The sequence below is a fragment of the Stenotrophomonas sp. WED208 genome, from assembly GCF_040984485.1.
GTDB classification, from domain to species: domain Bacteria; phylum Pseudomonadota; class Gammaproteobacteria; order Xanthomonadales; family Xanthomonadaceae; genus Stenotrophomonas; species Stenotrophomonas riyadhensis.
Window position 1 is genome coordinate 405,969 of sequence record NZ_JAZARB010000001.1, and the last position, 26,954, is coordinate 432,922.

Here is a 26,954-nt window from a genome sequence, read left to right on the forward strand (position 1 = left end):
GGTGGCGCCGCTCCTGCATAATCGGGGCATGAGTGTCCTGCGCTTCGATAATGTCAGCAAACAGTACGCCGGTGGCCACGAGGCACTGACCGATGTCAGCTTCGAGGTCGCGCCGGGCGAGATGCTGTTCGTCACCGGCCATTCCGGTGCGGGCAAGAGCACCCTGCTCAAGTTGATCCACCTGGACGAGCGGCCCAGCCGCGGCGCGGTGGTGTTCGACGAGCGCAACCTGCTGAAGGTGCGTGGCGGCGATGTGCCGCGCCATCGGCGCGCAGTGGGGGCGGTCTACCAGGACCATCGCCTGCTGATGGACCGCTCGATCGCCGAGAACGTGGCGCTGCCGCTGATCCTGCGCGGCACCCGCCGTGGCGACATCAGCAAGCGCGTGCGCTCGGTGCTGGAACGGATGGGCCTGGGCCACCGCGAGAAGGCGCTGCCCTCGCAGCTGTCGGCCGGCGAGCAGCAGCGCGTCGGCATCGCCCGCGCGATCGTCGGCGAGCCCAAGCTGCTGGTGGCCGATGAACCAACCGGCAACCTCGACCCGACCCTGGCGGCGGAGATCATGGCCCTGTTCGCCGAGCTGCCCTCGCGCGGCACCAGCGTGCTGGTGGTCAGCCACGACCTGCCGCTGCTGCGCCGCATGCGCAAGCGCGTGCTGATCCTCGACCACGGCCGGCTGGTGGATGACATCTCGCCGCAGGATCTGGCGGAGTAACCGATGGCGAAGAACGAAAACAGCGAAGCCGCCGCCCCGTCGCGCGTGGGCGTCTGGTTCCAGCACCACGTGCACAGCGTGGTGTTCAGCCTGGGCCGCGCCTGCCGCAAGCCATGGGCGACCCTGCTGACGGTGATGGTCATGGCGCTGGCACTGGCCCTGCCGCTGGGCCTGTCGATCGCGCTGGACAACCTCAAGCAGTTCGCCGGCAGCGTGCAGCAGTCGCGCGACATCAACGTGTTCCTGAAGGGCAACGTCGATGGTCCCGGCGCGCTGCGCCTGGCGGGCCAGCTGCGCGACCGCGACGACGTGGCCGAAGTGAACGTGCGCACGCCCGAGCAGGGCCTGCAGGAACTGCGCGATGCCGGCCTCGGTGAGGCGATCGACGCACTCAACGACAATCCACTGCCCTCGCTGCTGGTGATCACCCCCGGCCAGGGCAAGGACGACGCGCGCCTGGCGCGCGCGCTGGAAAGCCTGCCCGAGGCCGACCTGGTGCAACACGATGCACTGTGGCGCCAGCGTCTGGATGCCTGGCTGGCGTTCGGTGCGCGGCTGGTGCAGGTGCTGTCGGTGCTGCTCGGCGTGGGCGCCGCGCTGGTGGTCGGCAACACCGTGCGTCTGGACATCCAGGCCCGTCGCGAGGAAATCGGCGTGCTGCAGCTGCTGGGAGCCAGCGATGGCTTCATCCGCCGCCCGTTCCTGTACCTGGGCGCGTGGTACGGCCTGGGTGCCGGCGCGGTGGCACTGGCCCTGATCGGCGGCGCCGGTGCCGCGCTGCGCGTGCCGCTGGCCGAACTCTCCCGCAGCTACGGCAGCCCGTTCGTGCTGCATGGCCTGGACCTGCTGCATGGCGGCCTGGTCCTGCTCGGCACGCTGCTGCTGGGCTGGCTGGGGGCATGGCTGGTGACCGGCCACTTCCTCCGCCAGACCCGCCCGACCGACACCTGAGACCGGCATGCAACCGCAAGCGCTGAAGCACCTTGAGGGGCCCGCGACGCGGGTGATGGTGGTCGATGGCTCGAAGCTGGTGCGCAAGCTGATCGCCGACGTCCTGCAGCGTGACCTGCCGGGCGTGGAGGTGATCGGCTGCGACAGCATCGAGGACGCACAGCAGGCGCTGGCACAGGGGCCGGTGGATCTGGTGACCACCTCGCTGACCCTGCGTGATGGCGACGGCCTGGCGCTGGCGCGGATGGTCCGCGAAGCCGCAGGCCAGGCCTATGTGCCGGTGATCGTGGTCTCCGGCGATGCCCAGCAGCACCTGGAGCAGCGCCGCTTCACCGAGTACGTCACCGACTATTTCGACAAGGCGCTGGGCCACGAGGCACTGGCGACCTTCATCCGCGGCTATGTGCAGCCGCAGACCATTCCCGGCGCCACCATCCTCTATATCGAGGACAGTCGCGTGGTCGCCGAGGCCACCAAGCGCATGCTGGAACGCCAGCAGTTGAACGTGCTGCACGTGGTCAGCGCCGAAGAAGCGTTCACCCTGCTCACCGCCGAGTCGCTGGGCCGCAGCCGCCATCGCATCGACCTGGTGCTGACCGACGTTACCCTGAAGGGCGAACTGAGCGGCCGCGACGTGGTGCAGCGGGTGCGCGTGGACTTCGGTTACGGCAAGCGCCGCCTGCCGGTGCTGGTGATGACTGGCGACGGCAATCCGCACAACCAGACCGGGCTGCTGCAGTCCGGTGCCAACGACCTGGTGCTCAAGCCGATTGAAGAACGGCTGCTGGTCACCAAGGTGCTGTTCCAGCTGCGGCTGGCCCGATTGAACGATGGACCCCTGATTCGATGATGGATGAAGCAGCCGACACCCCGACGATCCAGCTGGAACCGAGCTGGAAGCAGCATGTCGGCGATTACCTGTTGCAGCCGCAGATGCGCGAGCTGTCCAGCTTCCTGCGCCAGCGCAAGGCCAGTGGCGCGGCGGTGTTCCCGCCTGGGCCGCAGATCTTCGCTGCGTTCGATGCCACGCCGTTCGAGCAGGTGAAGGTGGTGATCCTCGGCCAGGACCCGTACCACGGCCGCGGCCAGGCGCATGGCCTGAGCTTCTCGGTGGCGCCGGGCGTGCCGGTGCCGCCGTCGCTGCTGAACATCTACAAGGAGATCGAGAGCGATCTCGGTATCCCGCGTCCGGACCACGGCTGCCTGATCCCGTGGGCGCAGCGTGGCGTGCTGCTGCTCAATGCGGTGCTGACGGTGGAAGAGGGCAAGGCCGGTGCGCACCAGGGCCGTGGCTGGGAAGGCTTCACCGACCACGTGGTGGATGTGCTCAACCGCGAAGGCGAAGGCCTGGTGTTCATGCTCTGGGGCGCGTATGCGCAGCAGAAGGGCAAGGTCATTGATACCCGCCGCCATCGCGTGCTGAAGTCGCCGCATCCGTCGCCGCTGTCGGCCCATCGTGGCTTCCTCGGCTGCCGGCATTTCTCGATGGCCAACGAGTACCTGCAGCGCCGCAGCCAGGCCCCGATCGACTGGTCGCTGCCGCCGCGTTCGGCGCTTTGAGCCCTGGCGGATGGCCGGGGCTGAACGCCGGGCAACCTTCCCGGCCCCTGAAGGGGCCTTTCGGCGGCCCGTTCAGCTCCGCTTGACCGGAATCGGCCGCTTTCCGGTGGGTAATTACTTGAATTCCAAGGGATTGTGAATCCCGAAAAGCGTGCTCGCCACTGTCATCAAATCGCGCTACGGTAGGGCTCTGTTTGGGACCAGTGTTGCATTGATGGGACGCTGGAACTTTTTCCTCCTTTAGCAGTCCAAATGCCGGACTGCTAAGATGGGTGCCTATGAGCCAGAACACCTCTACTGCCCTTGTGGCAAACAATCTCCCGATTCCCAGTGCGCTCGGTTCGCTGGACGCCTACATCGGTGCCGTGCACCAGATCCCGGTGCTGTCGGTCGATGACGAACAGGACCTGGCCCGTCGCTTCCGCGACGGCAACGATCTGGACGCCGCCCGCGAGCTGGTGCATTCGCACCTGCGCTTCGTGGTGCACGTGGCCCGCGGTTACAACGGCTACGGCCTTGCCCTGGGTGACCTGATCCAGGAAGGCAACATCGGCCTGATGAAGGCGGTCAAGCGCTTCGACCCGGACATGGGCGTGCGCCTGGTCTCCTTCGCCGTGCACTGGATCCGTGCCGAGATGCACGAGTTCATCCTGAAGAACTGGCGCATCGTGAAGGTCGCCACCACCAAGGCGCAGCGCAAGCTGTTCTTCAACCTGCGCAAGTCGAAGACGCGCCTGGGCTGGATGAACGCGGCTGAAGTGAGCGCGGTGGCCAAGGACCTGAACGTGTCCGAACGCGAGGTCATGGAAATGGAGTCGCGCCTGTCCGGTCGCGATATCGGTTTCGATGCGCCGACCGATGAGGACAACGAGCACGCGCCGCCGTCGCCGGCCGCGTTCCTGGTCGCCAACGACGAAGACCCGTCGATGGCCTACGAACGTGCCGACAGCGAAGACAACCAGATGCAGCTGCTGCGCGAAGGCCTGGCCGAGCTGGACGCCCGCTCGCGCGACATCATCCGCCGTCGCTGGCTGGATGCGGACAGCAAGGTGACGCTGCAGGAACTGGCTGACGAATACGGCGTGTCGGCCGAGCGCATCCGCCAGGTTGAAGCGAATGCGCTGAAGAAGATGAAGGCGCTGTTCACCGCGTAAGCGGGGTGGCGCTGGATTGAGGAAAGGCCCGGCAATGCCGGGCTTTTTCTTTTTGGTGGCGTTCTCATCCACGCATGGCGTGGCTCTAGTCTGACGCCAAAGCGGTGATTGCGCCGACCGGATCATGTGCTGGATGCTGATGTTCACGCCGTACCACGCAGTGGCACGGTATGATCATGCCACGCGTCTTCCGCACACGAAGTTTCAATCGCAGCATGCGCAGGACCACCCTGTCCGACGCTGCGCTGTACCGGTCGGTACGTGAAATGGAAGGGGGTCTGGTGGATGCTGATCTTGGCGGCGGAATCTTCAAGAAGCGCGTTGCCTTGCCGGGGCGAGGAAAGCGTGGGAGCGTCCGAACCATCGTCGCCACACAGCGAGGCGGGCATTGGTTCTTCCTTTTCGGCTACGAGAAGAATGAACGTGCTGCAATCACGAATGCGGAACGCGATGCGCTGCAGCTGTACGCATCGGAGTTCTTGAAAATGAGTACGGCGCAGCTGAATCGTGCCGTGCAGTAGGGGGATCTACAGGAGATCAGCCATGACGAAGACCCCTGAGCGACGGCGCGCGAAAAGTGCGCTTCTTGAGGCGGTGCATGATGCGGCTGTGAGTCTGCACGCACATGGCTTCATCGATAAGCGTCGGTTGAGCAGCTACGAAGCGCTTTGCCTTGAGCCGGTCCCTGAATACAGCAGTGCCCAGATCCGTGCCCTGCGTGCGTCATTACAGCTCAGTCAGCCGGTCTTTGCTGGAGTTCTCAATACCAGCGTTTCCACCGTACGCAGCTGGGAACAGGGCGAGAAGAAGCCCAGCGGACCATCACTGAAGTTGCTGAACCTGATTGATCGGAAGGGACTCGAAGCAGTCCTGTAAAGCAAAGGCCCGGTTCTGCCGGGCCTTTGCTTTTCCGAGGTGTTCAATCCACGCACGGCGTGGATCTACTGCTGATTCCAGTAGAGCCACGCCATGCGTGGCTGCTCTGCTATCGCGTGGGCCTCAGCCCTCGCGTGCGATCGCGCGCCAGCCGATGTCGTTGCGGTGGAATTCGTTGGCCCAGCTGACCTTGGCCACGCCGGCATAGGCATTGGCCTGCGCGTCGCGCACGCTGTCGCCCAGCGCCGCCACGCACAGCACGCGGCCGCCGGCACTGACCACCTGGCCCTGTGCGTCCAGCGTGGTGCCGGCATGGAACACCTTGGCACTGGCCGGCACGTCGTCCAGGCCGGAAATCACGTCGCCGGTGATCGGCGATTCCGGGTACGGCCTGGCGGCCAGCACCACGCCCAGCGACGGGCGTGCATCCCAGTGCGCTTCCACCTGGTCCAGGCGGCCGTCGATGGCGGCTTCCACCAGCTCCACCAGGTCTGACTGCAGCCGCAGCATCACTGGCTGGGTTTCCGGATCGCCGAAGCGCACGTTGAATTCGATCACCTTCGGCGCGCCGCTGGCATCGATCATCAGGCCGGCGTAGAGGAAGCCGGTGAACGGGATGCCGTCGGCGATCATGCCCTGCACGGTCGGGTTCACCACCTCGCGCATCACGCGGGCATGCACCTCCGGCGTCACTACCGGGGCCGGCGAATAGGCGCCCATGCCGCCGGTGTTCGGGCCGGTATCGCCGTCGCCGACGCGCTTGTGGTCCTGCGAGGTGGCCATCGGCAGCGCATGCACGCCGTCCACCATCGAAATGAAGCTGGCTTCCTCGCCGTCGAGGAATTCCTCGATCACCACACGTGCACCGGCATCGCCGAACGCGTTGCCGGAGAGCATGTCACGCACCGCGTCTTCGGCTTCGGCCAGGGTCATTGCGACGATCACGCCCTTGCCGGCGGCCAGGCCATCGGCCTTGACCACGATCGGTGCGCCCTTCTCGCGGATGTAGGCCAGGGCGGCGTCCACGTCGGTGTGCACGGCGTAGAACGCGGTGGGGATGTTGTGGCGGGCCAGGAAGTCCTTGGCGTAGGCCTTGCTGCCTTCCAGCTGCGCGGCAGCGGCGGTCGGCCCGAAGATGCGCAGGCCGGCGGCGCGGAAGCGGTCGACCACGCCGGCCACCAGCGGTACTTCCGGGCCGACCACGGTCAGCGCCACGCATTCGGCCTGTGCCAGCGCCAGCAGGCCGTCGATATCGGTAACCTTGACCGCCACGTTGCGACACTTGTCTTCGCTGGCGGTGCCGGCGTTGCCGGGCGCCACGATCACTTCGGTGACACGGGAGGACTGGGCCAGCTTCCATGCCAGGGCGTGTTCGCGGCCGCCAGAGCCGATGACAAGTACGTTCATCACGAGATTCCAGATTGCGTGGGAAGGGAAGATCGATATCCCCGGCGGCGCGCGTGCTTCACTCGCAGCCTTCGCGTCGCAGCGATTCGGGGAAGGAATAGGCCCAGGTCTTCGGGTCCAGGGTGAAGCGGTGCTGCTGCCGGACCTGCTTGCCGCCACAGGTGGTTCCGGTTTCTTCGATCAGCAGCGGCCAGACCCGCGCGCTGCGGTCGCTGTCGTCGAAACGCAGTGCGAAATCGATGCTGAAACGGCGGGTGCGGCAGTCGTTGGCCGTGTCGGGGTCGGTGCTGGCGTCGCACTCGTACTGGGCGTCATTGTCGATATGGCTGCGCACGCTGCCACTGGCCACCAGGCCGTTCGGGCCCGGCAGGATCAGCGACTGCGAGAGCAGCGAGAAACCCTGCCCGAACCAGCCGTCCTCGACGCGGAAACCATAGAAGTCACTGCCGGCGCGGATGATGCTGGCGGTGCCGGGCTGGCCGCCGCTACCGAAGCGCTCGCCGGTCAGTTCGCTGGTCACCTCGAAGCCATTGTCCTTGGGGCGCAGCACGAAGAACTCGATCGTTCCCGGGTCGATGTGCGCGCCATCGACCAGCGCACCGCACACGGCCAACAACTGCTGCCAGCTGTCTCCGCTCACCACCGGTTGTTCCGCGCAGACCTGCCAGTCCACCGCATGGGTGTCGCCATCGTCGGTCCAGCTGCCGCGCCATTCAGCGGAGAGCTTGGCGTTGCTGCCGTAGCGCTGGACCAGGAAAGCCTGCAGTCGTGCGGTGCGGCTGACATGCTGCGCCGGTGAGGCGGGGGCCACTGCAGGCGCATCCGCCTTCGGCGCCACGCTGGGCTCGCCGGCAGGCTTGCAGCCCGCCAGTACGGCCGCACCCGCGAGGGCGAGGGCGGCCAGCGATTTCATTGAAACTGTGGACATCCGTGTCGCTCCAGGATCAATGGCGGAAGTGGCGCACGCCGGTGAACACCATGGCCAGGCCATGTTCGTCGGCGGCGGCGATCACTTCGGCATCGCGCATCGAACCGCCCGGCTGGATGACCGCCTTGATGCCGGCGGCGGCAGCGGCATCGATGCCGTCGCGGAACGGGAAGAACGCATCGGAGGCCATCACCGAGCCCTCGACCACCAGGCTCGCGTCGGCGGCCTTGATGCCGGCGATGCGGGCCGAGTACACGCGGCTCATCTGGCCGGCACCGACACCGATGGTGCGGTTGTCCTTGGCATAGACGATCGCGTTGGACTTCACGAACTTGGCCACCTTCCAGGCGAACAGCAGGTCGGTGAACTGCTTGTCGGTCGGCGCCAGCTTGCTGACCACCTTCAGTTCGTCGCGGGTCATGCCGCGGTTGTCCGAGGACTGCAGCAGCAGGCCCGAGCCGACGCGCTTGCTGTCGAAGTTGTTCAGGCCATCGCCGTGCGGGATGCGCAGCACGCGCACGTTGGCCTTTTTCTGTGCGTATTCCAGCGCGGCCGGCTCGTAGTCCGGGGCAATCAGCACTTCCACGAACTGGCGGTCCAGGATCACCTTGGCAGTGGCGGCGTCCAGCGGCTTGTTGAAGGCGATGATGCCGCCGAAGGCGCTGGTCGGGTCGGTGGCGTAGGCCAGCTCGTAGGCGTCGCCGTTGCCGGCACCGACGGCCACGCCGCACGGGTTGGCGTGCTTGACGATGACGCAGGCCGGTGCATCGAACTGGCGCACGCATTCCCACGCCGCGTCGGCATCGGCCAGGTTGTTGTAGCTCAGTTCCTTGCCCTGCAGCTGCTGGAAGGTCGCCAGCGTGCCCGGCACCGGGTACAGGTCGCGGTAGAACGCGCCGCTCTGATGCGGGTTCTCGCCGTAGCGCAGGTCCATCACCTTCACGAAGGTGGAGTTCATCTGCGCCGGGTACTCGGCACGTGCCGGTACGGCGGCGTCGGTGGCGGTGACCGCCGACAGGTAGTTGCTGATCGCGGCGTCGTACTGGGCGACGCGGTTGAACGCGGCTACCGAGAACGCGAAGCGGGTGGCGGCCGACAGCTGGCCGTCGTTGGCGTCCAGCGAGGCCAGCAGCTCGGCGTACTGCGACGGGTCGGTGGCCACCGCCACGCGGGCGAAGTTCTTGGCTGCCGAACGCAGCATCGCCGGGCCGCCAATGTCGATGTTCTCGACCGCGTCGGCGAGGGTGCAGTCGGCCTTGGCGGTGACCGATTCGAACGGATACAGGTTCAGCACCAGCAGGTCGATGGCGCCGATGCCGTGCTCGGCCATCACCGCATCATCCAGGCCGGAACGGCCCAGCAGGCCGCCGTGCACCATCGGGTGCAGGGTCTTGACCCGGCCGTCCATCATCTCCGGGAAACCGGTGACGTCGGCGACGTCCTTCACGGCCAGGCCCATGTCGCGAATGGCTTTTGCGGTGCCGCCGGTGGACAGCAGTTCCACGCCACGTGCGGCCAGCGCAGTGGCCAGCTCGACCAGGCCGGTCTTGTCGGAAACGGAGAGGAGGGCCCGGCGGACGGGCAACAGATCGGCAGTCATGGGACAGAATCGGCAGCGGAGCGGGGCCGATATTGTAGGCGGTGGGGGCCGGTGGCGGGTGCCGCAGGAGCAGATTCGCCGCGTTCAAGGCCGGCTTGACCGTGATGGGCACGATTGGCGGGCTTGTCAGCCATCGCCGGGCACGGCACGGTGCCGCCTGTCCCCCGTGTGCAGGATGCCGCCCCATGACCGTCGCCAAGCGCCTGCAGGCCGCCCTCGATGCCGAAGGGGCGCTGCTGTTCCTGGCCCGCTATGTGCGCCACGCGCGTTGTGGCCAGGCCGCGGCCTGGTGCGCCTCGGCCGATGTACCGACGCTGCAGGCTGAAGCCGCCGAGCGCTGGGGTGAGCAGGCCGAGATCCTGTCCTGGGACGTGCAGCGCCGTGAACGCCGGCGCTGGCGGCGGCTGGAGTTCAAGGTCTACCTGGACGACGACAAGTGCTGGTATGGCGATGCCATCGCGCCCTACCGGCGCGCACCGAGCGTGGCCGAACTGCTGCAGGTGATGCATGCGCAGTACTGGCTGGACCCGTTCGAGCTGTATCTGTACGCCGATGGCCTGGATGAGGGCGCCATCGTGCTGCCCGCCGGCGGCATCATCCACTTCCAACGCTCGCCCGGCGGTGTGTACCGGCTGCTGGCGCTGCAGGCGGGGTTCGCCGATGCTGGGGCGCGGGAGCGGGCCGTGCAGGCGGTGAGCAATGCCATGCAGCGCAGCCATGACGCGGTCTGGTTGCGCCGCCATATCGATCCGCAGCTGCCATGGCAGGACTGGCTGGGCCCGGCGGAACTTGCCGGTACCCGTATTTGATGGGGTAGGCTGTGGCCGCACTGCCAAGGACCAGCGGATACAGATCGTGTCGATCTATGCACTGAAAGGACGTTTCCAGGACCTGTTGCGTCCGGCCGTACGCGGCCTGTACCGCATGGGGATCACCGCCAACGCGGTGACCGTGGCCGCCGCCGTGGTTTCGCTGCTGGTGGCCGTTGCCGTGTGGTGCTGCGCGCCGGCCCAGCCCCTGCTGTACCTGCTGCTGCCGCTGTGGATGCTGCTGCGCATGGCGCTCAACGCGGTGGATGGCATGCTGGCCCGCGAGTTCGGCCAGCAGTCGCGGCTGGGCGCCTATCTGAACGAGCTGTGCGATGTGATTGCCGATGCGGCGCTGTACCTGAGCCTGCTGAGCGTGCCTGGGGTACGCCCGGAAACGCTGTGGCTGCTGGCCTGGACCGCGGCACTGAGCGAGTACGCCGGGGTGCTGGGGCTGATGGTCGGTGCCAGCCGCCGCTACGACGGCCCGATGGGCAAGAGCGACCGCGCGTTCGTGATCGGTGCGCTGGGCCTGCTGCTGGCGTGTGAGTGGGTTGGCGCGATGACGGTCACTGGCGCGGCCGCGGCCATGGCGGTGCTGTGCATGCTGACCATGATCAATCGCGTCCGTCGCGGACTGCGGGAAGCGGCGGTTTCGCCGAACTAATCAAGCAGATACAAGAAGACAATCAGGAGATTGCATGCGTCAGGCGCAGGAACGGGAATTCCACAGCTTCGACCAGGTACCGCTGTTCTACCGGTACTGGGCGGGCACCACTGCAACGCCGGCCACCAAGGCCATCGTGCTGCTGCACCGCGGCCACGAGCACTCCGGGCGGGTCACCCACCTGGTCGATGAGCTGGACCTGCCCGACACCGCCTTCTTCGCCTGGGATGCGCGCGGCAATGGCCGTTCGCCGGGTACGCGTGGCGATGCACCGGGCTTCCCGGCGCTGGTGCGTGACCTCGACAGCTTCATCGCCCACATCGGCGCCGAGCACGGTATCGCGGTGCAGGACATCGTGGTGATCGCACAGAGCGTGGGGGCGGTGGTCGCCGCCACCTGGGTGCACGACTACGCACCACGCCTGCGCGCGCTGGTGATGGCTTCGCCGGCGTTCAAGGTGAAGCTGTACGTGCCGTTCGCACGCCCGGGCCTGGCGCTGATGCAGAAGCTGCGCGGCAATTTCTTCGTCAACAGCTACGTCAAGCCGCAGTGGCTGACCCATGACCCGGCGCGGGTGGAAAGCTATCGCACCGACCCGCTGATCACCCGGCCGATCTCGGTGCGCGTGCTGCTGGGCCTGTACGAGGCGGCCGACCGCATCGTGGCCGATGCGCAGGCGATCAGCGTACCGGTGCAGCTGCTGGTGTCCGGCTCGGATTTCGTCGTGCACCGTGGCCCGCAGGACCGCTTCTACGAGCGCCTGTCCAGCCCGATCAAGGAGCGCGTGCATCTGCCGGGCTTCTTCCACGACACGCTGGGCGAGCGCGATCGTGCACCAGCACTGGCGCGCATCCGCAGCTTCATCCAGGCGCGTTTTGCCGAGCCGCTGCGCGAGCTGTCACGGCGCGACGCGCACCGCCACGGGCCGACCTTCGAGGAATCGGAGATCCTGGCCTGGCCACCGGAGCGCAACAGCCTGGCCGACCTGCGCTGGCGCGTGGTACGTGGCGGCCTGCGTTTTGGCGGAACGTTGTCCGAAGGCATCGCGCTGGGCCTGCAGACCGGTTTCGATTCCGGCAGCACGCTGGACTACATCTATCGCGACGAAGCGCGTGGCAAGGGCCCGCTGGGTCGCATGGTCGACCGCAACTATCTGGATGCGATCGGCTGGCGTGGCATCCGCGTGCGTGGCCAGCACCTGCAGGAACTGCTGCGCGACGCTGCCCAGCGCCTGCGTGGGCAGGGCACGCCGGTGCACGTGCTGGACGTAGCTGCTGGCCATGGTCGCTACGTGCTGGAAGCGCTGGGGCAGGGCGAACAGCGCGCCGATCGCATCGTGCTGCGTGATTTCAGCGATCTGAACGTGGCCCAGGGCCAAGCGTTGATTGAGCGCCTGGGGGCGGCCGCTATTGCCCGCTTCGAACAGGGCGATGCGTTCGATCCGGCGCAGCTGGCCAAGGTGGAACCCGCACCGACGCTGGCCGTGGTATCGGGCCTGTACGAACTGTTCCCCGACAACGATGCGGTGCTGCGCTCGCTGCAGGGCATTGCTGCGACGGTGCCGGTGGGCGGCTACCTGGCCTATACCGGCCAGCCCTGGCACCCGCAGCTGGAGTTCATCGCACGCGCACTGACCAGCCATCGTGGTGGCGCAGCGTGGGTGATGCGCCGCCGTACCCAGCAGGAAATGGACGAGCTGGTGCGCCTGGCCGGGTTCGAGAAGGTGGCGCAGCGTATCGACGACTTCGGCATTTTCACCGTGTCGCTGGCACGCCGGACCGCGTGATGGCGACGCTCGCCGCCACCCCGCTGGCCGCAGAGGGGCGCCCCTGGCGGCGCGCCCTGCTGTGGCTGGCCCTGCTGGGCCCGTTCTTCTTCGCCAGCTATGGCTTCGCCAACTGGATGGCGGGCCGCCATGCCGAACTGCCGGTGATGGCCTTCGGATGGGAAACGCAGATTCCGTTCGTGCCGTGGACGATCGTGCCGTACTGGTCGATCGATCTGTTCTACGCGATCTCGTTCTTCCTGTGCCGGCGTCGGCTGGAACTGGACCGGCACGCGCTGCGCCTGTTCAGTGCACAGCTGATCGCAGTGACCTGCTTCCTGCTGTGGCCGTTGCGCTTCAGCTTCGAGCGGCCAGAGATCGGCGGCGTGTTCGGTTGGCTGTTCGATGTGTTGCTGGGCTTCGACAAGCCGTTCAACCAGGCGCCATCGCTGCACATCGTGCTGCTCATCGTGCTGTGGGTGAAGTTCGCGCAGTACCTGCACGGGGTGTGGCGCTGGGTGCTGCATGTGTGGGCGCTGCTGATCGGCGTTTCGGTGCTGACCACGTTCCAGCATCATTTCATCGACATCCCGACCGGCCTGCTGGCCGGCTGGCTGTGCGTCTGGCTGTGGCCCGAGCAGGGCACACCACCGTTGCGTGCGTGGCGCACGACGCGGGATGCCAAGCGCTGGCGCCTGGCGGGGCTGTACCTGCTCGGGGCGGCGCTGCTGCTGGTGCCAGTGATCCTGCTGCGGGGTGTGGCGTTGTGGCTGCTGTGGCCGGTGGTATCGCTGCTGCTGGTGGCGCTGGCCTATGCCGGGCTGGGTACGGCGGTGTTCCAGAAGCGCGCCGACGGACGCCTGACCATGGCGTCACGCTGGCTGCTGGCGCCGTACCTGGGTGCGGCCTGGATCAATTCACGGTTGTGGACGCGCCGGGCACCGCAGCCGGTGCCGGTGATGGACGGTGTGTGGCTGGGGCGTATTCCCTGCGCTGCATTGCCGGCACCCTTGGTGGGCGTGGTCGATGCCTGTGCCGAGCTGTCCTGTGGTGCACCGGCCGCGGCGTACGCCAGCGTGCCGATGCTGGACCTGGTGGCGCCTGCGCCGGAGCAATTGCTCGAGGCTGCAGAGGTCATCGAGCGGCTGCGCGCGCACGGACCGCTGCTGGTGTGCTGCGCGCTGGGCTATTCGCGCAGCGCCGCCAGCGTAGCGACCTGGCTGCTGCGCAGTGGTCGCGCCGCCGACGCCGATGGTGCGGTGGCGATCGTGCGTGCTGCGCGTCCCGGCGTCGTGCTGGGCGTCGCGCATCTGCATGCCATCACTGCTGCAGCAGGCGCGCGCGCATGAGTACGGTTCCCGACCTGGCGACCATGCAGCTGCTGCTGCGGCAGGGCCGTTGGCCGGCCGGCCTGTCGCTGGGCCTGCTGCTGGTGGCGCTGCTGCTGCTCGGCACCGAGCCGGGCCTGGCGATGATTGCCGCCGGCCTGCTGCTGGCCAGCGCTGGGGCAGGGCTGGTGCAGGCGTATCACGCGTGGCGGGTTGGACTGGACGCGAGCCTGCTGCAGCTGCTGCGTGATGAAGGCCTGGAAGGGGAGGCTGCCGCGCGCCGCACCGACCAGCTGCTGCACGACAGCGGTCTGCGCCGCGCACCGCCCGATGCGCCGCTGCGCGGTTGGGACCTGCGCTGGGCCGGCATGCGCCGCCTGCTGCTGCGGCAGTACCTGCTGACAGGTGTGCAGGTAGTGCTGCTGGTGCTGGCCGTGGTGTGGCCGCAGACGTGAACGGGAGGAACCGATGTTCGCCGAACTGATTGCCCGCGCCTGCAGTGGCGCGATCCACGTAGTGACCGGTGCGCGCGCGCTGTGGATCGGCTGCGCGCCGTCCAGCGAGCGTCGCGTGTACTACGGCAACCATGCCAGCCATGGTGACTTCGTGCTGATCTGGTCGTCGATGCCACCGGCACTGCGGCGCCAGGTGCGCCCGGTTGCCGCAGCCGAGTACTGGCAGCGCGACGGCCTGCGCCGCTACCTGATCGATGCGGTGTTCAACGGTGTGTTGGTCGAGCGCGAGGCCGGCCATCGCCAGCAGGATCCACTGCAGGTACTGCGCGATGCGGTGGACGAAGACTGCTCGCTGATCCTGTTCCCGGAAGGCACCCGCAATGTAGGCGATGAACCGCTGCTGCCGTTCAAGAGTGGTATCTACCATCTGGCGCGGCAACGGCCGGAGCTGGAGTTCGTGCCGGTGTGGATCGACAACCTGAAGCGGGTGATGCCGAAGGGCCGGTTCCTGCCGCTGCCGCTGCTGTGCACGGCCACCTTCGGCACGCCGCTGCGGCTGCAGGCCGATGAAGACAAGGCCGCGTTCCTGGCCCGCAGCCGGCAGGCGCTGCTGGACCTGGCGCCGAATGGAGGGCGCGCATGAGTTATCTGATGGAGGTGTCCGGTGACCTGGCCGCGCGCAGCGTGGGCCAGCAGACCGGCCTGCTGTTCGCTGGCGTGGGTGCGGTGCTGGTACTGGCCACGCTGGTGGCCGAGACCTTGCGCTGGCGTCAGCGCGGGCAGCCCAGCGCGGTCATCGCCAACCTGGTGTCGCGCATCCGCGCGTGGTGGGTGATGGCGATCGTGGTCGGGCTGGCGTTGTTCTTCGGCCGTGCCGGGGTGATCGTGCTGTTCGCGATCATCTCGCTGTTCGCGCTGCGCGAGTTCATCACCCTGGCGCCGACCCGTTCAGGCGACTACTACGCGCTGCTGGCCGCGTTCTACATCGTGCTGCCTTGGCAGTACTACCTGGTGTGGATCGACTGGTACGGCATGTACACGCTGCTGATCCCGGTCTATGCGTTCCTGTTCCTGCCGATCCTGTCGACCATCGGCGGTGACACCACCCACTACCTGGAGCGGACCGCGAAGGTGCAGTGGGGATTGATGATCTGCGTGTTCTGCATCTCGCACGTGCCGCTGCTGTTGAACCTGCATGTGCCCGGGCATGATCCGTCGCGCAACGTGCTGCTGTTCGCTTTCCTGGTGATCGTGGTGCAGTCCTCGGACGTGCTGCAGTACATCTGGGGCAAGTTGCTGGGCAGGCATCTGATCGCGCCCAAGCTGTCGCCGTCGAAGACGGTGGAGGGCTTCGTGGGCGGTGTGTTGAGCGCCAGTGCGCTGGGTGCGGCGCTGTGGTGGATCACCCCGTTCACGCCGTTGCAGGCGTTCGGCCTGTCGCTGCTGATCAACCTGATGGGGTTCTGGGGCGGCCTGGTGATGTCGGCAATCAAGCGCGATCGCGGCATCAAGGACTGGGGCCACATGATCGAGGGCCATGGCGGCATGCTCGACCGGCTGGACTCGGTGTGCTTTGCTGCGCCGGTGTTCTTCCACGTGGTGCGGTACTACTGGAAGGCGGGCGGCGGCGGCTGATTCCGCGGGGGCTTCATCCACGCATGGCGTGGAACTACGGGTAGCGCCGGCCGCTGGCCGGCAACGGCAACATCCTGCCATCGTTCATGGGGTTGCCGGCCAGCGGCCGGCACTACCCGCGCGCGCGCTCAGGCGCTGATGCCGTATTCCTTCAGCTTCTTGCGCAGGGTGGCGCGGTGGATGCCCAGCATCGCGGCGGCGCGGCTCTGGTTGCCTTCGCAGTGGTTGAGCACTTCCACGAACAACGGGATTTCCATCTCACGCAGCACGATCTCGTAGACATCGTCCGCGTCGCAGCCATCAAGGTCACGCAGGTAACGGCGCACGGACTGGGCGACATGTTCACGCAGCGGTGGCCGGGGAGCGCCACGACTGTTGTCAGGACGAGAAAGGACAGCGTTCAAGGGGGTTCCCGATTCGGTTGGCCCGTGCGCGCGAAGCGCGCGGCCGGATGAGGTGGTGGCGGTCAGTCTAGCGCGAGCGTGCCCGGCCTGCCATGACCGGGCGGCCACTTGCGGTCATAGGAAGTCGAAGGTGAATGCGACGGTGGATGCGGCGGGCTCCTGTACGCGGAAGGCGACGCGGGCGCTCTGTCCCGGTTCCAGCAGGGCTGCCCCGGGGTTCTCCCCCAGGTACTGCGCGGGCGTGAACACGCCACTGCCGATCACCCGGCCATCGGCATCGGACAATGACAACCGCAGGTCTGGCCATGCCTGTGCCCAGCGCGCATCGTTGCGGATGCTGGCCTGCACCTGCAGCACGCCGGCCCGGCCCGGCAGGGGGCGGATCTCGCGGCTGGTCATGGTGAACGCAGTGGGCTCGTGCCAAGCGGGCAGGCTGCAGCGCAGGACGCCGCACAGCGTGCCCAGCCATGCGCGGTTGCCGGCGTCGGCGGCCAGCCGCGTACGGTCGGCCAGCACGCTCTGCAGGACCAGCAGCAGCGCCAGCGCGGCGACCAGCACCCAGTACCAGCGCGGCGTTGGCAGGGCACGTGGGCGCGGGTTGCCGAGGAAACTAGGTGCATCGGTGGCAACCGTCGTTGCCGGTAGTACGACCGGTGCCGGTTCGATGGCCGCGGTGTCATCAACGATGACCGTGTCATCGTCGTGTCGCATCTCCGCCGTCGGCGCATGTGCCAGATCAACGGGCTCGGTCGGCGCCTGCATTGCAGGCGCTGTGTGCTCAACGTCGTGCTGCGTGCGCGCATCGGTCGCAGGCGCAGCCTCACCCTCCGGCGTCGTGCGCAGGAAGGTGGCCAGGGGACGGCGCGGTGGGTTCGGCTCGGACATGCTCAGGGTGCGGGCTCGGATCCAGCGGTCATTCAACCACGATCAGGCGCGGCGCACGCCGGTGATGCGCATCCAGTCGCCATCCTGGGTGGCCTGCAGGTCGTCGAACCACGCGGCGTAGCGCTGCAGCAGCTCGCCTTCCTGGCCATGCAGGATGCCCGACAGAGCGATGCGACCACCGGCAGCGACGCGCGCGGCCAGCAGTTCGGCCAGCGCATCCAGCGCCGAGGCGAGGATGTTGGCGACCACGATCGGGTAGGTCGCGACGGGTTCGTCCTGCGGCAGGTACACATGCATGCGCGCCTGCTCGCCGTTGCGCTCGGCGTTGTCGGCGGTGGCGACCAGAGCCTGCGGATCGTTGTCCACGCCGATGGCTTCAGCGGCACCCAGCTTCAGCGCGGCCAGCGCGAGGATGCCCGAACCGCAACCGAAGTCGAGCACGCGCTGGCCCTGCAGCACGCCGTCGACGGCCAACTGGTCGAGCCAGCGCAGGCACAGGGCCGTGGTCGGGTGGGTGCCCGAACCGAAGGCCAGGCCCGGGTCCAGCCGCACCACGGCAGCATCGGCGGCCTGTGCAGCTTCCGGCAGTTCATGGTTCCACGGCACGATCCAGGTGCGGCTGCCGAAATCCATCGGCTGGAACTGGTCCAGCCACGCGCGCTCCCAGTCTTCGTCCTCTACGGCGCGGAAGCTGCCGTTGCTCCAGTCCAGTTCCGGATCGAAGGCTTCCAGCGCGGCAAGCAGCAACAGGGCGTTGCTGTCGGCGGGGAACAGCGCGCTCAGCACCAGGGTGTCCCACAGCGGGGTCTCGCCCACACCCGGCTCGAGGATGGCCTGTTCGTTGCTGGTATCGGCTTCGGCATCGAGCAGGGTGACGGCCAGTGCGCCGACGTCCTCCAGCGCATTTTCATAGCGGGGCTGGGTGGCTTCGGTGCAACGCAGGGTCAGTTCCAGGAACGGCATGGCGGTGGGGGCAATCACGGGAAAGGGGGCCATGCTAGACCATCGGGGCGTCTCCGTATTGCCTGAGATGCTGCCCGGGGATGAACGGGGCCAGTTCAGACAGGTCTGCCGGGCCTTGCTAAACTCCGTGCTTTCCTGTGCGCCGTGAACGCTCACTGTTGCCGATGGCCTTGGCTCCGACCCTGAAAACCTGGTTGCTCGTGCTGCCGGCGGTGGCCGTGCTGGGCGTGGCCGGGTATCGGGCCAGCGGGCATGCCGGGGCGGTCACTGTGCCTTCGCCGGAACTGTCGACGGCACTGGCTGCCGGTGACAGCAACCCGCCGTTGCCGGTGATACCGGAAGCGCTGGCGCGTCGCCTGGCGGCGTTCGAGCGCGGCAATGCGCTGCCTTCGGGCCTGCCGCTGGACCTGCGCGCCGACATCGAGGATGCCACCGATCTCTACGCCTATGCGCAGCGCCTGCGCGTGCAGGCCGACGACGGCAACCACGAGGCGCGCTGGATGCTGAGCCGGGTCTATGACTACTGCGCGCAGTACGCCATCGATCCCGGTGGCTACCGCTTGGACAACAACGTGCTGGCCGGGTTGGGCCTGACCGCCGCACCGGCGATGGTGCAGGCGCGTGAGCGCGTGGCGCAGCGCTGCGGTGGTTTCGTGCCGGGCGACAAGCTGGGGTCGGCCCTGGTGCTGGCTGAACGTCGCACGGCGGCCGCGCAGGGCAACCTGGCCGCGGAAGCATCCTTGTTCGCCGAAGGCGAGCCGCTGCAGGACAGCCCCGAGTACCGCCGTGACCTGGTCGAGCGGGTGCGCACTTCGCGTGATCCGGAAGCCTTCATGGCGATCGCGCCGGGCATGGGCGCGCGCGCGGCGGGGGACCGCGCACTCGATGGGCTGGTGGCCGGCGAGCAGCTCAGTGAACTGGCATGGCGGCTTGCGGCCTGCGAACTCGGTCTACCGTGTGGGGCCGACAGTGTGCTGGTCAACAGTTTTTGTGCGAATGGAGGGATCTGTTCGCAGGATGGGACGCAGGATTTCCGGGATTTTGTGTATGACGCTGCGGTTTCGCGGCAAGGTGCGGGGAAGATGAAGCAGTGGATCAAGCGATTGGTTGGAAAGAGGGACGGGCAATGAATTACCGTCGATTCCTGCATGGGGCCAAGTTCTGGTTCTGGGTGGCGCTGTTCGTGGCTTACTCGGCCGGTGCGGTCGGGCTGTTGATGATCGATACCTACGAAGATCGTTACCGGCATCTGTCGAAAGTGGAACTGACCACGGTGAAGGCGCAGGAAGACGTGCGCCGCGCGGGTGCCAGCCAGGTCGCCGCGGTCTATCGCGCGCAGAGTGGCATGCCGTTCGCCTCGTTGCCGGCCGGCAGCACTTTCCAGGTGGTGTGGCCCGATGGTTCGACCGAGACCATGGTGATCGTCGATCCGACCTCGCCCAATGGCGTGCGTCCGCTGGCGAACTCGCAGATTCCGGCCGAAGCTGCCGACAAGCGCTGAAGCGCCTGCCATAGAGCCGAGCCCACGCTCGGCGCTACAGCAACAGAAAAGGGCGGGGAATTCCCCGCCCTTTTCATGTCCAGCACCTGCTGCCGATCAGGTCAACGCGATCGGCTTGTTCTTGCGCTCGGCAAGGCGCTTTTCCAGGTAGTGGATGTTCTGGCCACCGGCCTGGAAGCCCTTGTCGCGCATGATCCGCTGCTGCAGTGCGACGTTGGTCTTGATGCCATCAACCACCATTTCGCTCAGCGCCACCTGCATGCGGGCGATGGCGGTTTCGCGGTCCGGGCCGTGCACGATCAGCTTGCCGATCATCGAGTCGTAGTTCGACGGCACGCGGTAGCCACTGTAGATGTGGGTATCCACGCGCACGCCAGGGCCACCCGGCGGATGGAAGCCGGTGATGGTGCCCGGGCTCGGCACGAAGGTTTCAGCGTCTTCGGCGTTGATGCGGCATTCGATCGCATGACCGTTCAGCACCACGTCGCTCTGCTTGATCGAGAGCTTCTGGCCGGCGGCGATCTTCAGCTGCTCGGCCACCAGGTCGATGCCGGTGACCATTTCGGTGACCGGGTGCTCCACCTGGATGCGGGTGTTCATTTCGATGAAGTAGAAGCGGCCGTCCTCGTAGAGGAACTCGAACGTGCCGGCGCCGCGGTAGCCGATGCGGATGCAGGCTTCCACGCACACCTTGCCGATCTGCTCGCGCTGTTCGGCGGTGATGCCCGGTGCCGGCGCTTCTTCCACCACCTTCTGGTGGCGGCGCTGCATCGAGCAGTCGCGCTCACCCAGATGGATGGCGTTGCCCTGGCCGTCGGCCAGCACCTGGATCTCCACGTGGCGCGGATTTTCCAGGAACTTCTCCATGTAGACCTCGCCATTGCCGAACGCGGCCTTGGCCTCGCTCTTGGTGGTTTCGATCGAGGTCTTCAGCGAGGCTTCGGCGTGCACCACGCGCATGCCACGGCCACCGCCGCCACCGGCCGCCTTGATGATGACCGGGTAGCCGATCTCACGGGCGATCTTGGTGTTGGCGACGATGTCTTCGCCCAGCGGGCCGCCCGAACCGGGTACGCACGGCACGCCGGCGGACTTCATCGCGCGGATGGCTTCGACCTTGTCGCCCATCATGCGGATGGTGTCGGCCTTGGGGCCGATGAAGATGAAGCCGGATTCCTCCACGCGCTCGGCGAAGTCGGCGTTCTCCGACAGGAAGCCGTAGCCCGGGTGGATGGCCTGGGCGTCAGTGACTTCAGCGGCGGCGATCAGTGCCGGAATGTTGAGGTAGCTCTGCGGCGACGGTGCCGGGCCGATGCAGACCGACTCGTCGGCCATGGCCACGTGCTTGAGGTTGCGGTCGACCGTGGAGTGCACGGCCACCGTGCGGATGCCGAGGGTGTGGCACGCGCGCAGGATGCGCAGCGCGATCTCCCCTCGGTTGGCAATGACGACTTTGTCGAGCATGGCGTGCCCCTCAGCCGATCACGAACAGCGGCTGGTCGAACTCCACCGGCTGGCCGTTCTCACCGAGGATGGCGACGATGGTGCCGGACTTGTCGGCTTCGATCGGGTTGAACATCTTCATCGCTTCGATGATGGCCAGGGTCTCGCCTTCCTTGACCTGCTGGCCAACGGTGACGAAGGCCGGCTTGTCCGGGGCGGACGAGGCGTAGAAGGTGCCGACCATCGGCGAGCGCAGCACGTGGCCTTCCGGCAGTGCCGGGCCCGGCTTGGCGGTGCCGCCGGTGGAGGCCTCGGTCGGCGACTGCATCGGCATCGCCTGCGGCGCCGGGGCGGCCGGAGCGGCGTACACCGGGGCCGCAATCGGGGCGGCATAGCCGGCCACCGGGGCACGCGACAGGCGCACCGACTCTTCGCCTTCCTTGATTTCGATTTCAGCCAGGTTCGACTCTTCCAGCAGGTCGATCAGCTTCTTGATTTTGCGCAGATCCATGAGGGCCTCTTTGGTTTCTATCTAGGTGAGGAGAGCGCCGTGGGCGCCCGGGTCGACAATCAGGTGGCGGATACCCGCAGCAGCGCCGCGTCCATCGCGTAGCGGTAGCTGTCGGCACCGAAGCCGCACACCACGCCCACCGCCTTGTCACTGAAGTAGCTGTGCTGGCGGAACGGTTCGCGGGTATGCGGGTTGGACAGGTGGATCTCGATGAACGGCACCGCCACCGCTGCCAGCGCATCGCGCAGGGCAACCGAGGTGTGGGTGAAGGCGGCGGGGTTGATCAGGATGAAAGCGGTTCCGTCGTTGCGTGCGGCCTGCACGCGGTCCACCAGCACATGCTCGGCATTGGACTGCAGGCTCTCCACCGCGTGCCCGGCGGCCGATGCCTGGCTGGCCAGGGCCTGGTCGATGTCGGCCAGCGTGGTGTGGCCGTAGACCTCCGGCTCGCGGGTGCCGAGCAGGTTGAGGTTGGGGCCGTGCAGGACCAGCAGCTTCGCCATGGGATCCGGAAGACGGGAAAGGGCGGCAGTCTGGCGGAACCGGTGGATGCTGTCCAGTTCGGCGAAGTTTGCAGCGTTTCAATCGACCGTTTGAAATCTGCCGGAGCGCTTGTGGCCGTATGGCGGGCGCTGGATCAAGGCGCGCTGAACGCCTTGCAGGCCGGGGATGCATGCACGTAGGCCGACGATGGCGGCAGGCCGGGCGATGGGGGCTGCCGCCATGGGCCGTGATGCCGTAGATCCAGGCCATGCGTGGATGGCGGAGTTCGGTGCGCAGCAAGCGACGCACCCACCACGAAGCCCCCTGGTACCGGGCCGCTCAGGTCTCCAGCGGCACCGTCGGCACCACGTTCGGGAACACCTCCTCCAGCGGCTCCCTTTCCCCCGGCTTCGGCGCCGGCCAGTTGTAGGCATTGACCGGCTGCGCCCGGTTCACCCACAACGCGTAATACAGATGGTCGGCGCGGCCATCACCGGTATTGGGGTGGATCAGGATGGTCAGGCCCAGGCTGTTGAGCTGCAGCCAGGGCACCAGCACCGGCAGCAGGTCGTTGGTGAAGCCGAAGTAGAACGAGGGCGTGACGTGCGGTCCACGGGGCTCCAGGTTCCAGTTGCCCAGCTCGACCGGGAAGCGCTCGGCGGCCCAGCGTCGCAGCAGGGCCGCCTTCTCGAAGCTGCCCTCGTCGAAATAGATATGCGCGTGGTAGCTCTTGATGTCGGTGTACGCGCGCGGGGCGCTGGGTAGCGTGGCTTCGCCGGGACGCACACTGGCCGGGCGCGGGGTCGGTTCGCTGGCCGTGGCCTGGCCCCAGGGGCTGCTGCCCTTCACCGGCGGCGGGACGATGGCGCGGAAGCCAGCGCGCCCGGGTTCGGTGGTGTTCACCGTACTGTCGCCGCGCGGGGCTGCGGTGGCGGTCGACGCGCTGGCCAGCCCACCGGCGGCCAGTCCGGCCGAGGCGATCAGGCGTCGGCGCGTGGGTGAGAGCAGGTCGGCCCAGTGGGCGTCATCGTCGCTGGCGTCGACGAGGGTCTGCGGGTCCGGGTGCATGGAGGGCTCCGTGGCGGCATCGTGTGGGCAGGCAAGCACGCTCGGGCACCTGCATCCACAGCGTCCAATAAGCAGGCGGCATCACCTCATGCAGGTTCGACCTGGTCGTCATTGAGCGCGGCTGCGGGGCGGGCTAGGGTGCAGGTCTGTCGCCCCGGAGCCCGCCATGACCTCGCCCGATGCCGATACCCAACGCAAGCGCGCGACCTTCCGCCAGCTGCATGCAGCAGGGTGCTTCGTACTGCCCAATCCGTGGGACGTGGGCAGTGCCCGCTACCTGCAGCGGCAGGGCTTCCAGGCGCTGGCCACGACCAGTGCCGGCTGCGCCTGGAGTGAAGGGCGGCCGGACGGAGCGGTTTCGCTGCAGGCCACGCTGGACCATCTGCGCCTGATGGCGGCAGCGACGCCGCTGCCGTTGAACGCCGATTTCGGCGATGGCTTCGGTGATACGCCGCAAGCGGTGCAGGAGGCGGTGGCGGCGGCGATCGACACCGGCATCGCGGCATTGTCGATCGAGGATGCCAGCGGCGTCGCCGATGCACCGCTGCGTTCGATCGATCAGGCGGTCGAGCGCCTGCGCGCTGCCCGTGCAGCCATCGACCGCGCGGGTGGCGACGTGCTGCTGGTCGGCCGTGCCGAGAACTTCTTCGTCGGCGTGCCGGATCTGCAGGACACCCTGCAGCGCCTGCGCGCCTATGCCGAGGCCGGTGCCGATGTGCTGTATGCACCGGGCATCAACACACGCGAGCAGATCAGCGCGGTGGTCGCCGCTGCGGGATCGAAGCCGGTGAACCTATTGGTCGGTGGACCGACACCGTTGAGCCTGCAGGACATCGCCGCACTCGGCGTGCGCCGGGTCAGCCTGGGCGGTGCGCTGGCGCGTGCGGCGTGGGGTGGGCTGATGCAGGCGACCCAGCCGATCGTGCAGGACGGACGCTTCGATGGCCTGCAGCAGGCGGCCTCGGGTGCGGCGCTGAACGCGCTGTTCCATTGACGGAAACCTCGGTGCGGACTCTGACCAGCAGGGACAGTAGATCCACGCCATGCGTGGATGGATGCGCCTACGCCTACAGCGCTTCCGTCTCACTCTCCGGCAGGACCACGCCTGGTTCCAGGTCGGGCAGCAGCTGCTGCAACAGCCCGGGGTTGTCCGGCAGCGCGGCGCCATCCAGATAGCGCCATTGCGTGGTACCGACGCGCCGCACAGCGACCATGAATGACGTGCTGCGCATCGGCGCTTCGCGCACGCGCAGCAGTGACTGGCGCGGTACGAAGCAGACTTCCTCGTCACCGGCCGCATAGGTGCGGCCCGGCACGCCCGCTTCGTCGCTGATGATGGTGACGCCGGCCTTGCGCAGTTCCTTTACCGTGTCGCGGGTCATCCGTGCATAGGCCTCATCACCGCCGGCCAGCTGCTTCAGGCTGGGATGGGTGCGCGCGATGATCAGCTCGGTATCGCCACGGGCGAAGGCGTCCATCATCGCCTGCACATCCTTGCGCAATGTGGCTGAGTCTTCCGGACTGAGTTCACCGGCCAACGCTGGCGCAACGGCCATTGCCATCGGCAGGGCCAGCAGAAGGGCAAGCAGGTATCGGTGCATCGTCGGGTATCTCAGCGGGAACCGGCGCACTATACGGTGGATGCGGAAACAGCGTCCCACGCATGGCGCTGGTGTCCCGGGCGTCACTACTTACTATTGGTAGTTAGTGAATTCCGGACATCCCCCATGCACACCCTCATCGTTACCGCCCATCCTGAATCCGCCGCGTTGACCCATGCCATCGCCAGGCGCATCGGCGAAGCCATCACCGCAGCGGATGCCGCCAACACCGTGACCTTCGCCGATCTGATGGCCGAAGGCTTCGATCCGCGCTTCAACACGCACGACCAGGCGCTGTTCCGTGGCACCGGCGCACCTCCAGCCGACGTCGCCGCCGAGCAGGCGCGGCTGGATGCTGCCGACACGCTGGTACTGGTCTATCCGCTGTACTGGTGGTCGTTCCCCGCACTGCTGAAGGGCTGGATCGATCGCGTGTTCACCCAGGGCTGGGCCTACCAGGACGGTGCCGACGGCAAGCTGCAGAAGAAGCTGCAGCGGTTGCGCGTGCACCTGGTCGGCATCGGTGGGGCCGGCGCGGACATGATCGAACGGCGCGGCTACGGCGCGGCGATGAAGACCCAGATCGACATGGGCATCTTCGACTACTGCGGCGCGCGCGTGCTGTCGTCCGAACTGCTGCTGGATGCGGATTCCGGTGCGGCCGAGGTGCATCTGCAGTCGGCAGAGTCGATCGGACGTAAAATCGGTACTCCGATGCGCTGACCGCCGTGCCCTGCCGATGCCTGCCAATGCCGCTCCCACGCGCCGCCGATTGACCCGTGAGCAACGCGGCCGCCAGTTGCTGGATGTGGCCTGGGCGCTGGTCGGCGACGAAGGCACCGACGCGCTGACGCTGGGGCGGCTGGCCGAGGCTGCGGGCGTGACCAAGCCGGTGGCCTACGATCACTTCGTGACCCGCAATGGGCTGCTGGCCGCGCTCTACGATGACTACGACGGCCGCCAGACGCAGGTCTTCAACGAGCGCATCGGCCGCGCCCGGGCGCAGTTGGCCGATCGTGCGGCGGCCATCGCCTCCGGCTACATCGACTGCATCCTCAGCCAAGGCAGTGAAGTGCAGGGCATCCTTGCCGCGCTGGTCGGTGCACCTGAACTGCGCGAGGTGCGGCGGCGCTACCAGCAGGATTTCATCGACAACTGCGACACCTGGCTGGGCCCGTTTGCTGCCGACGGCACGGTGCCACTGGCCGGGCGCTGGGCGATTCTCGGTGCGGCCGAAGTCCTGTCCGAAGCCGTAGCAGCAGGCGCGCTGGACAAGGCCGCAGCCGAAGCCGAGCTGCAGCGGCTGATCGTGGCAACGGTCAAGCGACGCTGAGCCGCTCAGGCGTCGGCGGTGCTGTCGGCCAGCGCCGCAAACCCGGCGGCCAGCCGTTCGCGCACAAGGGCATCGCGTGCGTCGCGGCTTTCAGAACCCAGCACCACGGTGATCAGGCGTACCGGCTGATCCCGCCCGGGCACTGCCCGGCATGCGGTGGCGGCCAGGCAGAAGCCTGCGGCCTGGGTGTAGCCGGTCTTCAAGCCATCCACGCCGTCATCACCGAGCAGCGCGTTCTGGTTGTTGCGGCCGAAGCTGCCATGCGCGAACGCGCGCTGCGCGGTGATTGCCAGTATCTGCGGATGGTCATTCAGCAGGCAGGCGGCGAGTACTGCCATGTCGCGCGCGCTGGAAGCATGGTGCGGGGTGGTGATGCCGGACACGCTGGCGAACCAGCTGCTGCGCAGGCCGAGCTGGCGTGCGTGCCGGTTCATGCGGTCCAGGAACGCAGGCTGTGATCCGTCCAGATGGCGCGCGATGGCCAGCGCCGCGTCATTGCCGGAGACGATCATCAGTCCTTCCAGCAGGCGCGCGAGGGTGACTGTTTCACCGGGCACCAGGCCCATGCGCGTTTCATCATCGGCCACCGCCTGCACATCCTCGGCGGCGATGGTGACCGCTTCGTCCCACGCGCCTCCGTTCTCTTCGACGCATTCGTATGCCGCATAGGCGGTCATCAGCTTGGTCAGCGAGGCCGGTTGCCGCGCGATGTCCGCGTTGTGCTGATGGACCACCGCGAAAGTTGCCGCATCGAGGGTGATCGAGGACAACGGCGCGCGCTCAGTAGCAGGAGACGGCATGGATGGGCCGATGGAGGAGGGCCTGCAGGATAGCCCGCGGCGGCTGCATGAAGCTGCAATATTGAAACGATATAACGTACCGTCATTGTGGGCCGCCGTTGGCCCGACGGGACAT

General features: G+C 67.3%; 31 protein-coding genes. 19 read left to right on the forward strand and 12 right to left on the reverse strand.

The window, feature by feature from the left end:
* Window positions 1–28 precede the first annotated feature (28 nt).
* From ftsE to VPH47_RS01785, 7 genes are all read left to right on the forward strand, one after another.
* Complete coding sequence (gene ftsE / locus VPH47_RS01755) at window positions 29–715, forward strand: cell division ATP-binding protein FtsE (protein WP_049424090.1); 687 nt, start codon at window positions 29–31, stop codon at window positions 713–715.
* Window positions 716–718: 3 nt separating this feature from the next.
* Entirely contained in the window at window positions 719–1,666 is a 948-nt protein-coding gene (ftsX, locus tag VPH47_RS01760) for a permease-like cell division protein FtsX (protein WP_110713941.1), read from the forward strand.
* Window positions 1,667–1,673: 7 nt separating this feature from the next.
* Complete coding sequence (locus VPH47_RS01765) at window positions 1,674–2,516, forward strand: response regulator (RefSeq protein WP_005411271.1); 843 nt, start codon at window positions 1,674–1,676, stop codon at window positions 2,514–2,516.
* Complete coding sequence (gene ung, locus VPH47_RS01770; protein WP_368849989.1) at window positions 2,513–3,226, forward strand: uracil-DNA glycosylase; 714 nt, start codon at window positions 2,513–2,515, stop codon at window positions 3,224–3,226. Before VPH47_RS01765 ends, ung begins: the two co-directional genes overlap by 4 nt.
* Before the next feature lie 278 nt (window positions 3,227–3,504).
* Complete coding sequence (gene rpoH / locus VPH47_RS01775; protein WP_006473441.1) at window positions 3,505–4,380, forward strand: RNA polymerase sigma factor RpoH; 876 nt, start codon at window positions 3,505–3,507, stop codon at window positions 4,378–4,380.
* Between the two features lie 176 nt (window positions 4,381–4,556).
* The gene (locus VPH47_RS01780; protein WP_368849990.1) at window positions 4,557–4,901 is read left to right on the forward strand and encodes a type II toxin-antitoxin system RelE/ParE family toxin; all 345 of its coding nucleotides are present in this window, start codon (window positions 4,557–4,559) and stop codon (window positions 4,899–4,901) included.
* A 22-nt stretch (window positions 4,902–4,923) separates the two neighbouring features.
* Window positions 4,924–5,256: a DNA-binding transcriptional regulator gene (locus tag VPH47_RS01785; protein WP_014038700.1), complete on the forward strand. Its 333-nt coding sequence runs from the start codon at window positions 4,924–4,926 to the stop codon at window positions 5,254–5,256.
* A 123-nt stretch (window positions 5,257–5,379) separates the two neighbouring features.
* Here the strand turns inward: VPH47_RS01785 and purD are convergent, their stop codons facing one another.
* Genes purD through purH form a run of 3 tightly spaced genes read right to left on the reverse strand, consistent with a single transcriptional unit; the run spans window position 5,380 to window position 9,191 of the window.
* Complete coding sequence (purD, locus tag VPH47_RS01790) at window positions 5,380–6,663, reverse strand: phosphoribosylamine--glycine ligase (RefSeq protein ID WP_368849991.1); 1,284 nt, start codon at window positions 6,661–6,663, stop codon at window positions 5,380–5,382.
* A gap of 58 nt (window positions 6,664–6,721) precedes the next feature.
* The gene (locus tag VPH47_RS01795) at window positions 6,722–7,591 is read right to left on the reverse strand and encodes a hypothetical protein (protein ID WP_110713937.1); all 870 of its coding nucleotides are present in this window, start codon (window positions 7,589–7,591) and stop codon (window positions 6,722–6,724) included.
* Window positions 7,592–7,607: 16 nt separating this feature from the next.
* Entirely contained in the window at window positions 7,608–9,191 is a 1,584-nt protein-coding gene (gene purH, locus VPH47_RS01800) for a bifunctional phosphoribosylaminoimidazolecarboxamide formyltransferase/IMP cyclohydrolase (RefSeq protein WP_110713936.1), read from the reverse strand.
* Between the two features lie 185 nt (window positions 9,192–9,376).
* Here purH and VPH47_RS01805 point away from each other — a divergent pair, with 185 nt between their 5' ends.
* From VPH47_RS01805 to VPH47_RS01835, 7 genes are read left to right on the forward strand one after another with little or no spacing between them, the layout of a single operon-like run.
* A complete protein-coding gene (locus VPH47_RS01805) occupies window positions 9,377–10,000 on the forward strand; it encodes a hypothetical protein (protein WP_368849992.1) in 624 nt (207 codons plus the stop codon).
* A 43-nt stretch (window positions 10,001–10,043) separates the two neighbouring features.
* Window positions 10,044–10,664, forward strand: coding sequence for a CDP-alcohol phosphatidyltransferase family protein (locus VPH47_RS01810; protein ID WP_368851559.1), 621 nt, complete (start codon window positions 10,044–10,046; stop codon window positions 10,662–10,664).
* Window positions 10,665–10,698: 34 nt separating this feature from the next.
* A complete protein-coding gene (locus tag VPH47_RS01815; protein WP_197611001.1) occupies window positions 10,699–12,450 on the forward strand; it encodes a bifunctional alpha/beta hydrolase/class I SAM-dependent methyltransferase in 1,752 nt (583 codons plus the stop codon).
* A 23-nt stretch (window positions 12,451–12,473) separates the two neighbouring features.
* Window positions 12,474–13,778 (forward strand): phosphatase PAP2/dual specificity phosphatase family protein, encoded by a 1,305-nt coding sequence (locus tag VPH47_RS01820; protein ID WP_180854028.1) that lies wholly within the window; start codon window positions 12,474–12,476, stop codon window positions 13,776–13,778.
* A complete protein-coding gene (locus VPH47_RS01825) occupies window positions 13,775–14,212 on the forward strand; it encodes a hypothetical protein (RefSeq protein WP_110713932.1) in 438 nt (145 codons plus the stop codon). Before VPH47_RS01820 ends, VPH47_RS01825 begins: the two co-directional genes overlap by 4 nt.
* 13 nt (window positions 14,213–14,225) lie before the next feature.
* The gene (locus VPH47_RS01830) at window positions 14,226–14,855 is read left to right on the forward strand and encodes a 1-acyl-sn-glycerol-3-phosphate acyltransferase (RefSeq protein WP_014038692.1); all 630 of its coding nucleotides are present in this window, start codon (window positions 14,226–14,228) and stop codon (window positions 14,853–14,855) included.
* Window positions 14,852–15,847: a phosphatidate cytidylyltransferase gene (locus tag VPH47_RS01835; RefSeq protein ID WP_110713931.1), complete on the forward strand. Its 996-nt coding sequence runs from the start codon at window positions 14,852–14,854 to the stop codon at window positions 15,845–15,847. The genes VPH47_RS01830 and VPH47_RS01835 overlap by 4 nt, the downstream gene beginning before the upstream one ends.
* 128 nt (window positions 15,848–15,975) lie before the next feature.
* On the opposite strand, the gene fis is transcribed toward VPH47_RS01835, so the two are convergent.
* The 3 genes from fis to prmA all read right to left on the reverse strand — a co-directional run bounded on the left by fis (window position 15,976) and on the right by prmA (window position 18,099).
* A complete protein-coding gene (gene fis, locus VPH47_RS01840; RefSeq protein ID WP_005419706.1) occupies window positions 15,976–16,251 on the reverse strand; it encodes a DNA-binding transcriptional regulator Fis in 276 nt (91 codons plus the stop codon).
* Between the two features lie 114 nt (window positions 16,252–16,365).
* A complete protein-coding gene (locus VPH47_RS01845) occupies window positions 16,366–17,136 on the reverse strand; it encodes a DUF3426 domain-containing protein (RefSeq protein WP_368849993.1) in 771 nt (256 codons plus the stop codon).
* A gap of 42 nt (window positions 17,137–17,178) precedes the next feature.
* Window positions 17,179–18,099, reverse strand: a complete 921-nt coding sequence (gene prmA / locus VPH47_RS01850; protein ID WP_110713929.1) for a 50S ribosomal protein L11 methyltransferase — start codon at window positions 18,097–18,099, stop codon at window positions 17,179–17,181.
* Window positions 18,100–18,263: 164 nt separating this feature from the next.
* On the opposite strand from prmA, the gene VPH47_RS01855 reads away from it, so the two are divergent.
* Both VPH47_RS01855 and VPH47_RS01860 read left to right on the forward strand, forming a co-directional pair.
* Window positions 18,264–19,229, forward strand: a complete 966-nt coding sequence (locus VPH47_RS01855) for a hypothetical protein (RefSeq protein WP_110714389.1) — start codon at window positions 18,264–18,266, stop codon at window positions 19,227–19,229.
* On the forward strand, window positions 19,226–19,600 hold the full coding sequence (locus VPH47_RS01860; RefSeq protein ID WP_010481078.1) for a hypothetical protein: 375 nt from the start codon (window positions 19,226–19,228) through the stop codon (window positions 19,598–19,600). The genes VPH47_RS01855 and VPH47_RS01860 overlap by 4 nt, the downstream gene beginning before the upstream one ends.
* Window positions 19,601–19,696: 96 nt before the next feature.
* Here VPH47_RS01860 and accC read toward each other — a convergent pair whose 3' ends face one another.
* From accC to VPH47_RS01880, 4 genes are all read right to left on the reverse strand, one after another.
* Window positions 19,697–21,064, reverse strand: coding sequence for an acetyl-CoA carboxylase biotin carboxylase subunit (gene accC, locus VPH47_RS01865; protein ID WP_049446715.1), 1,368 nt, complete (start codon window positions 21,062–21,064; stop codon window positions 19,697–19,699).
* 10 nt (window positions 21,065–21,074) lie between these two features.
* Window positions 21,075–21,554, reverse strand: a complete 480-nt coding sequence (accB, locus tag VPH47_RS01870; RefSeq protein ID WP_049443248.1) for an acetyl-CoA carboxylase biotin carboxyl carrier protein — start codon at window positions 21,552–21,554, stop codon at window positions 21,075–21,077.
* Between the two features lie 59 nt (window positions 21,555–21,613).
* A complete protein-coding gene (gene aroQ / locus VPH47_RS01875; RefSeq protein WP_110713928.1) occupies window positions 21,614–22,057 on the reverse strand; it encodes a type II 3-dehydroquinate dehydratase in 444 nt (147 codons plus the stop codon).
* Window positions 22,058–22,376: 319 nt separating this feature from the next.
* Complete coding sequence (locus VPH47_RS01880; protein ID WP_368849994.1) at window positions 22,377–23,105, reverse strand: DOPA 4,5-dioxygenase family protein; 729 nt, start codon at window positions 23,103–23,105, stop codon at window positions 22,377–22,379.
* Window positions 23,106–23,271: 166 nt separating this feature from the next.
* On the opposite strand from VPH47_RS01880, the gene VPH47_RS01885 reads away from it, so the two are divergent.
* The gene (locus tag VPH47_RS01885) at window positions 23,272–24,099 is read left to right on the forward strand and encodes an oxaloacetate decarboxylase (protein ID WP_180847461.1); all 828 of its coding nucleotides are present in this window, start codon (window positions 23,272–23,274) and stop codon (window positions 24,097–24,099) included.
* Between the two features lie 73 nt (window positions 24,100–24,172).
* Here the strand turns inward: VPH47_RS01885 and VPH47_RS01890 are convergent, their stop codons facing one another.
* Entirely contained in the window at window positions 24,173–24,706 is a 534-nt protein-coding gene (locus VPH47_RS01890) for a hypothetical protein (RefSeq protein WP_368849995.1), read from the reverse strand.
* Between the two features lie 126 nt (window positions 24,707–24,832).
* Between VPH47_RS01890 and VPH47_RS01895 the strand changes: the two genes are divergently transcribed.
* On the forward strand, window positions 24,833–25,429 hold the full coding sequence (locus VPH47_RS01895) for an NAD(P)H-dependent oxidoreductase (protein ID WP_368849996.1): 597 nt from the start codon (window positions 24,833–24,835) through the stop codon (window positions 25,427–25,429).
* Window positions 25,430–25,445: 16 nt separating this feature from the next.
* On the forward strand, window positions 25,446–26,039 hold the full coding sequence (locus tag VPH47_RS01900; RefSeq protein ID WP_368849997.1) for a TetR/AcrR family transcriptional regulator: 594 nt from the start codon (window positions 25,446–25,448) through the stop codon (window positions 26,037–26,039).
* A gap of 5 nt (window positions 26,040–26,044) precedes the next feature.
* Here the strand turns inward: VPH47_RS01900 and VPH47_RS01905 are convergent, their stop codons facing one another.
* On the reverse strand, window positions 26,045–26,839 hold the full coding sequence (locus VPH47_RS01905) for a D-alanyl-D-alanine carboxypeptidase family protein (protein ID WP_180854019.1): 795 nt from the start codon (window positions 26,837–26,839) through the stop codon (window positions 26,045–26,047).
* Window positions 26,840–26,954: the final 115 nt, after the last annotated feature.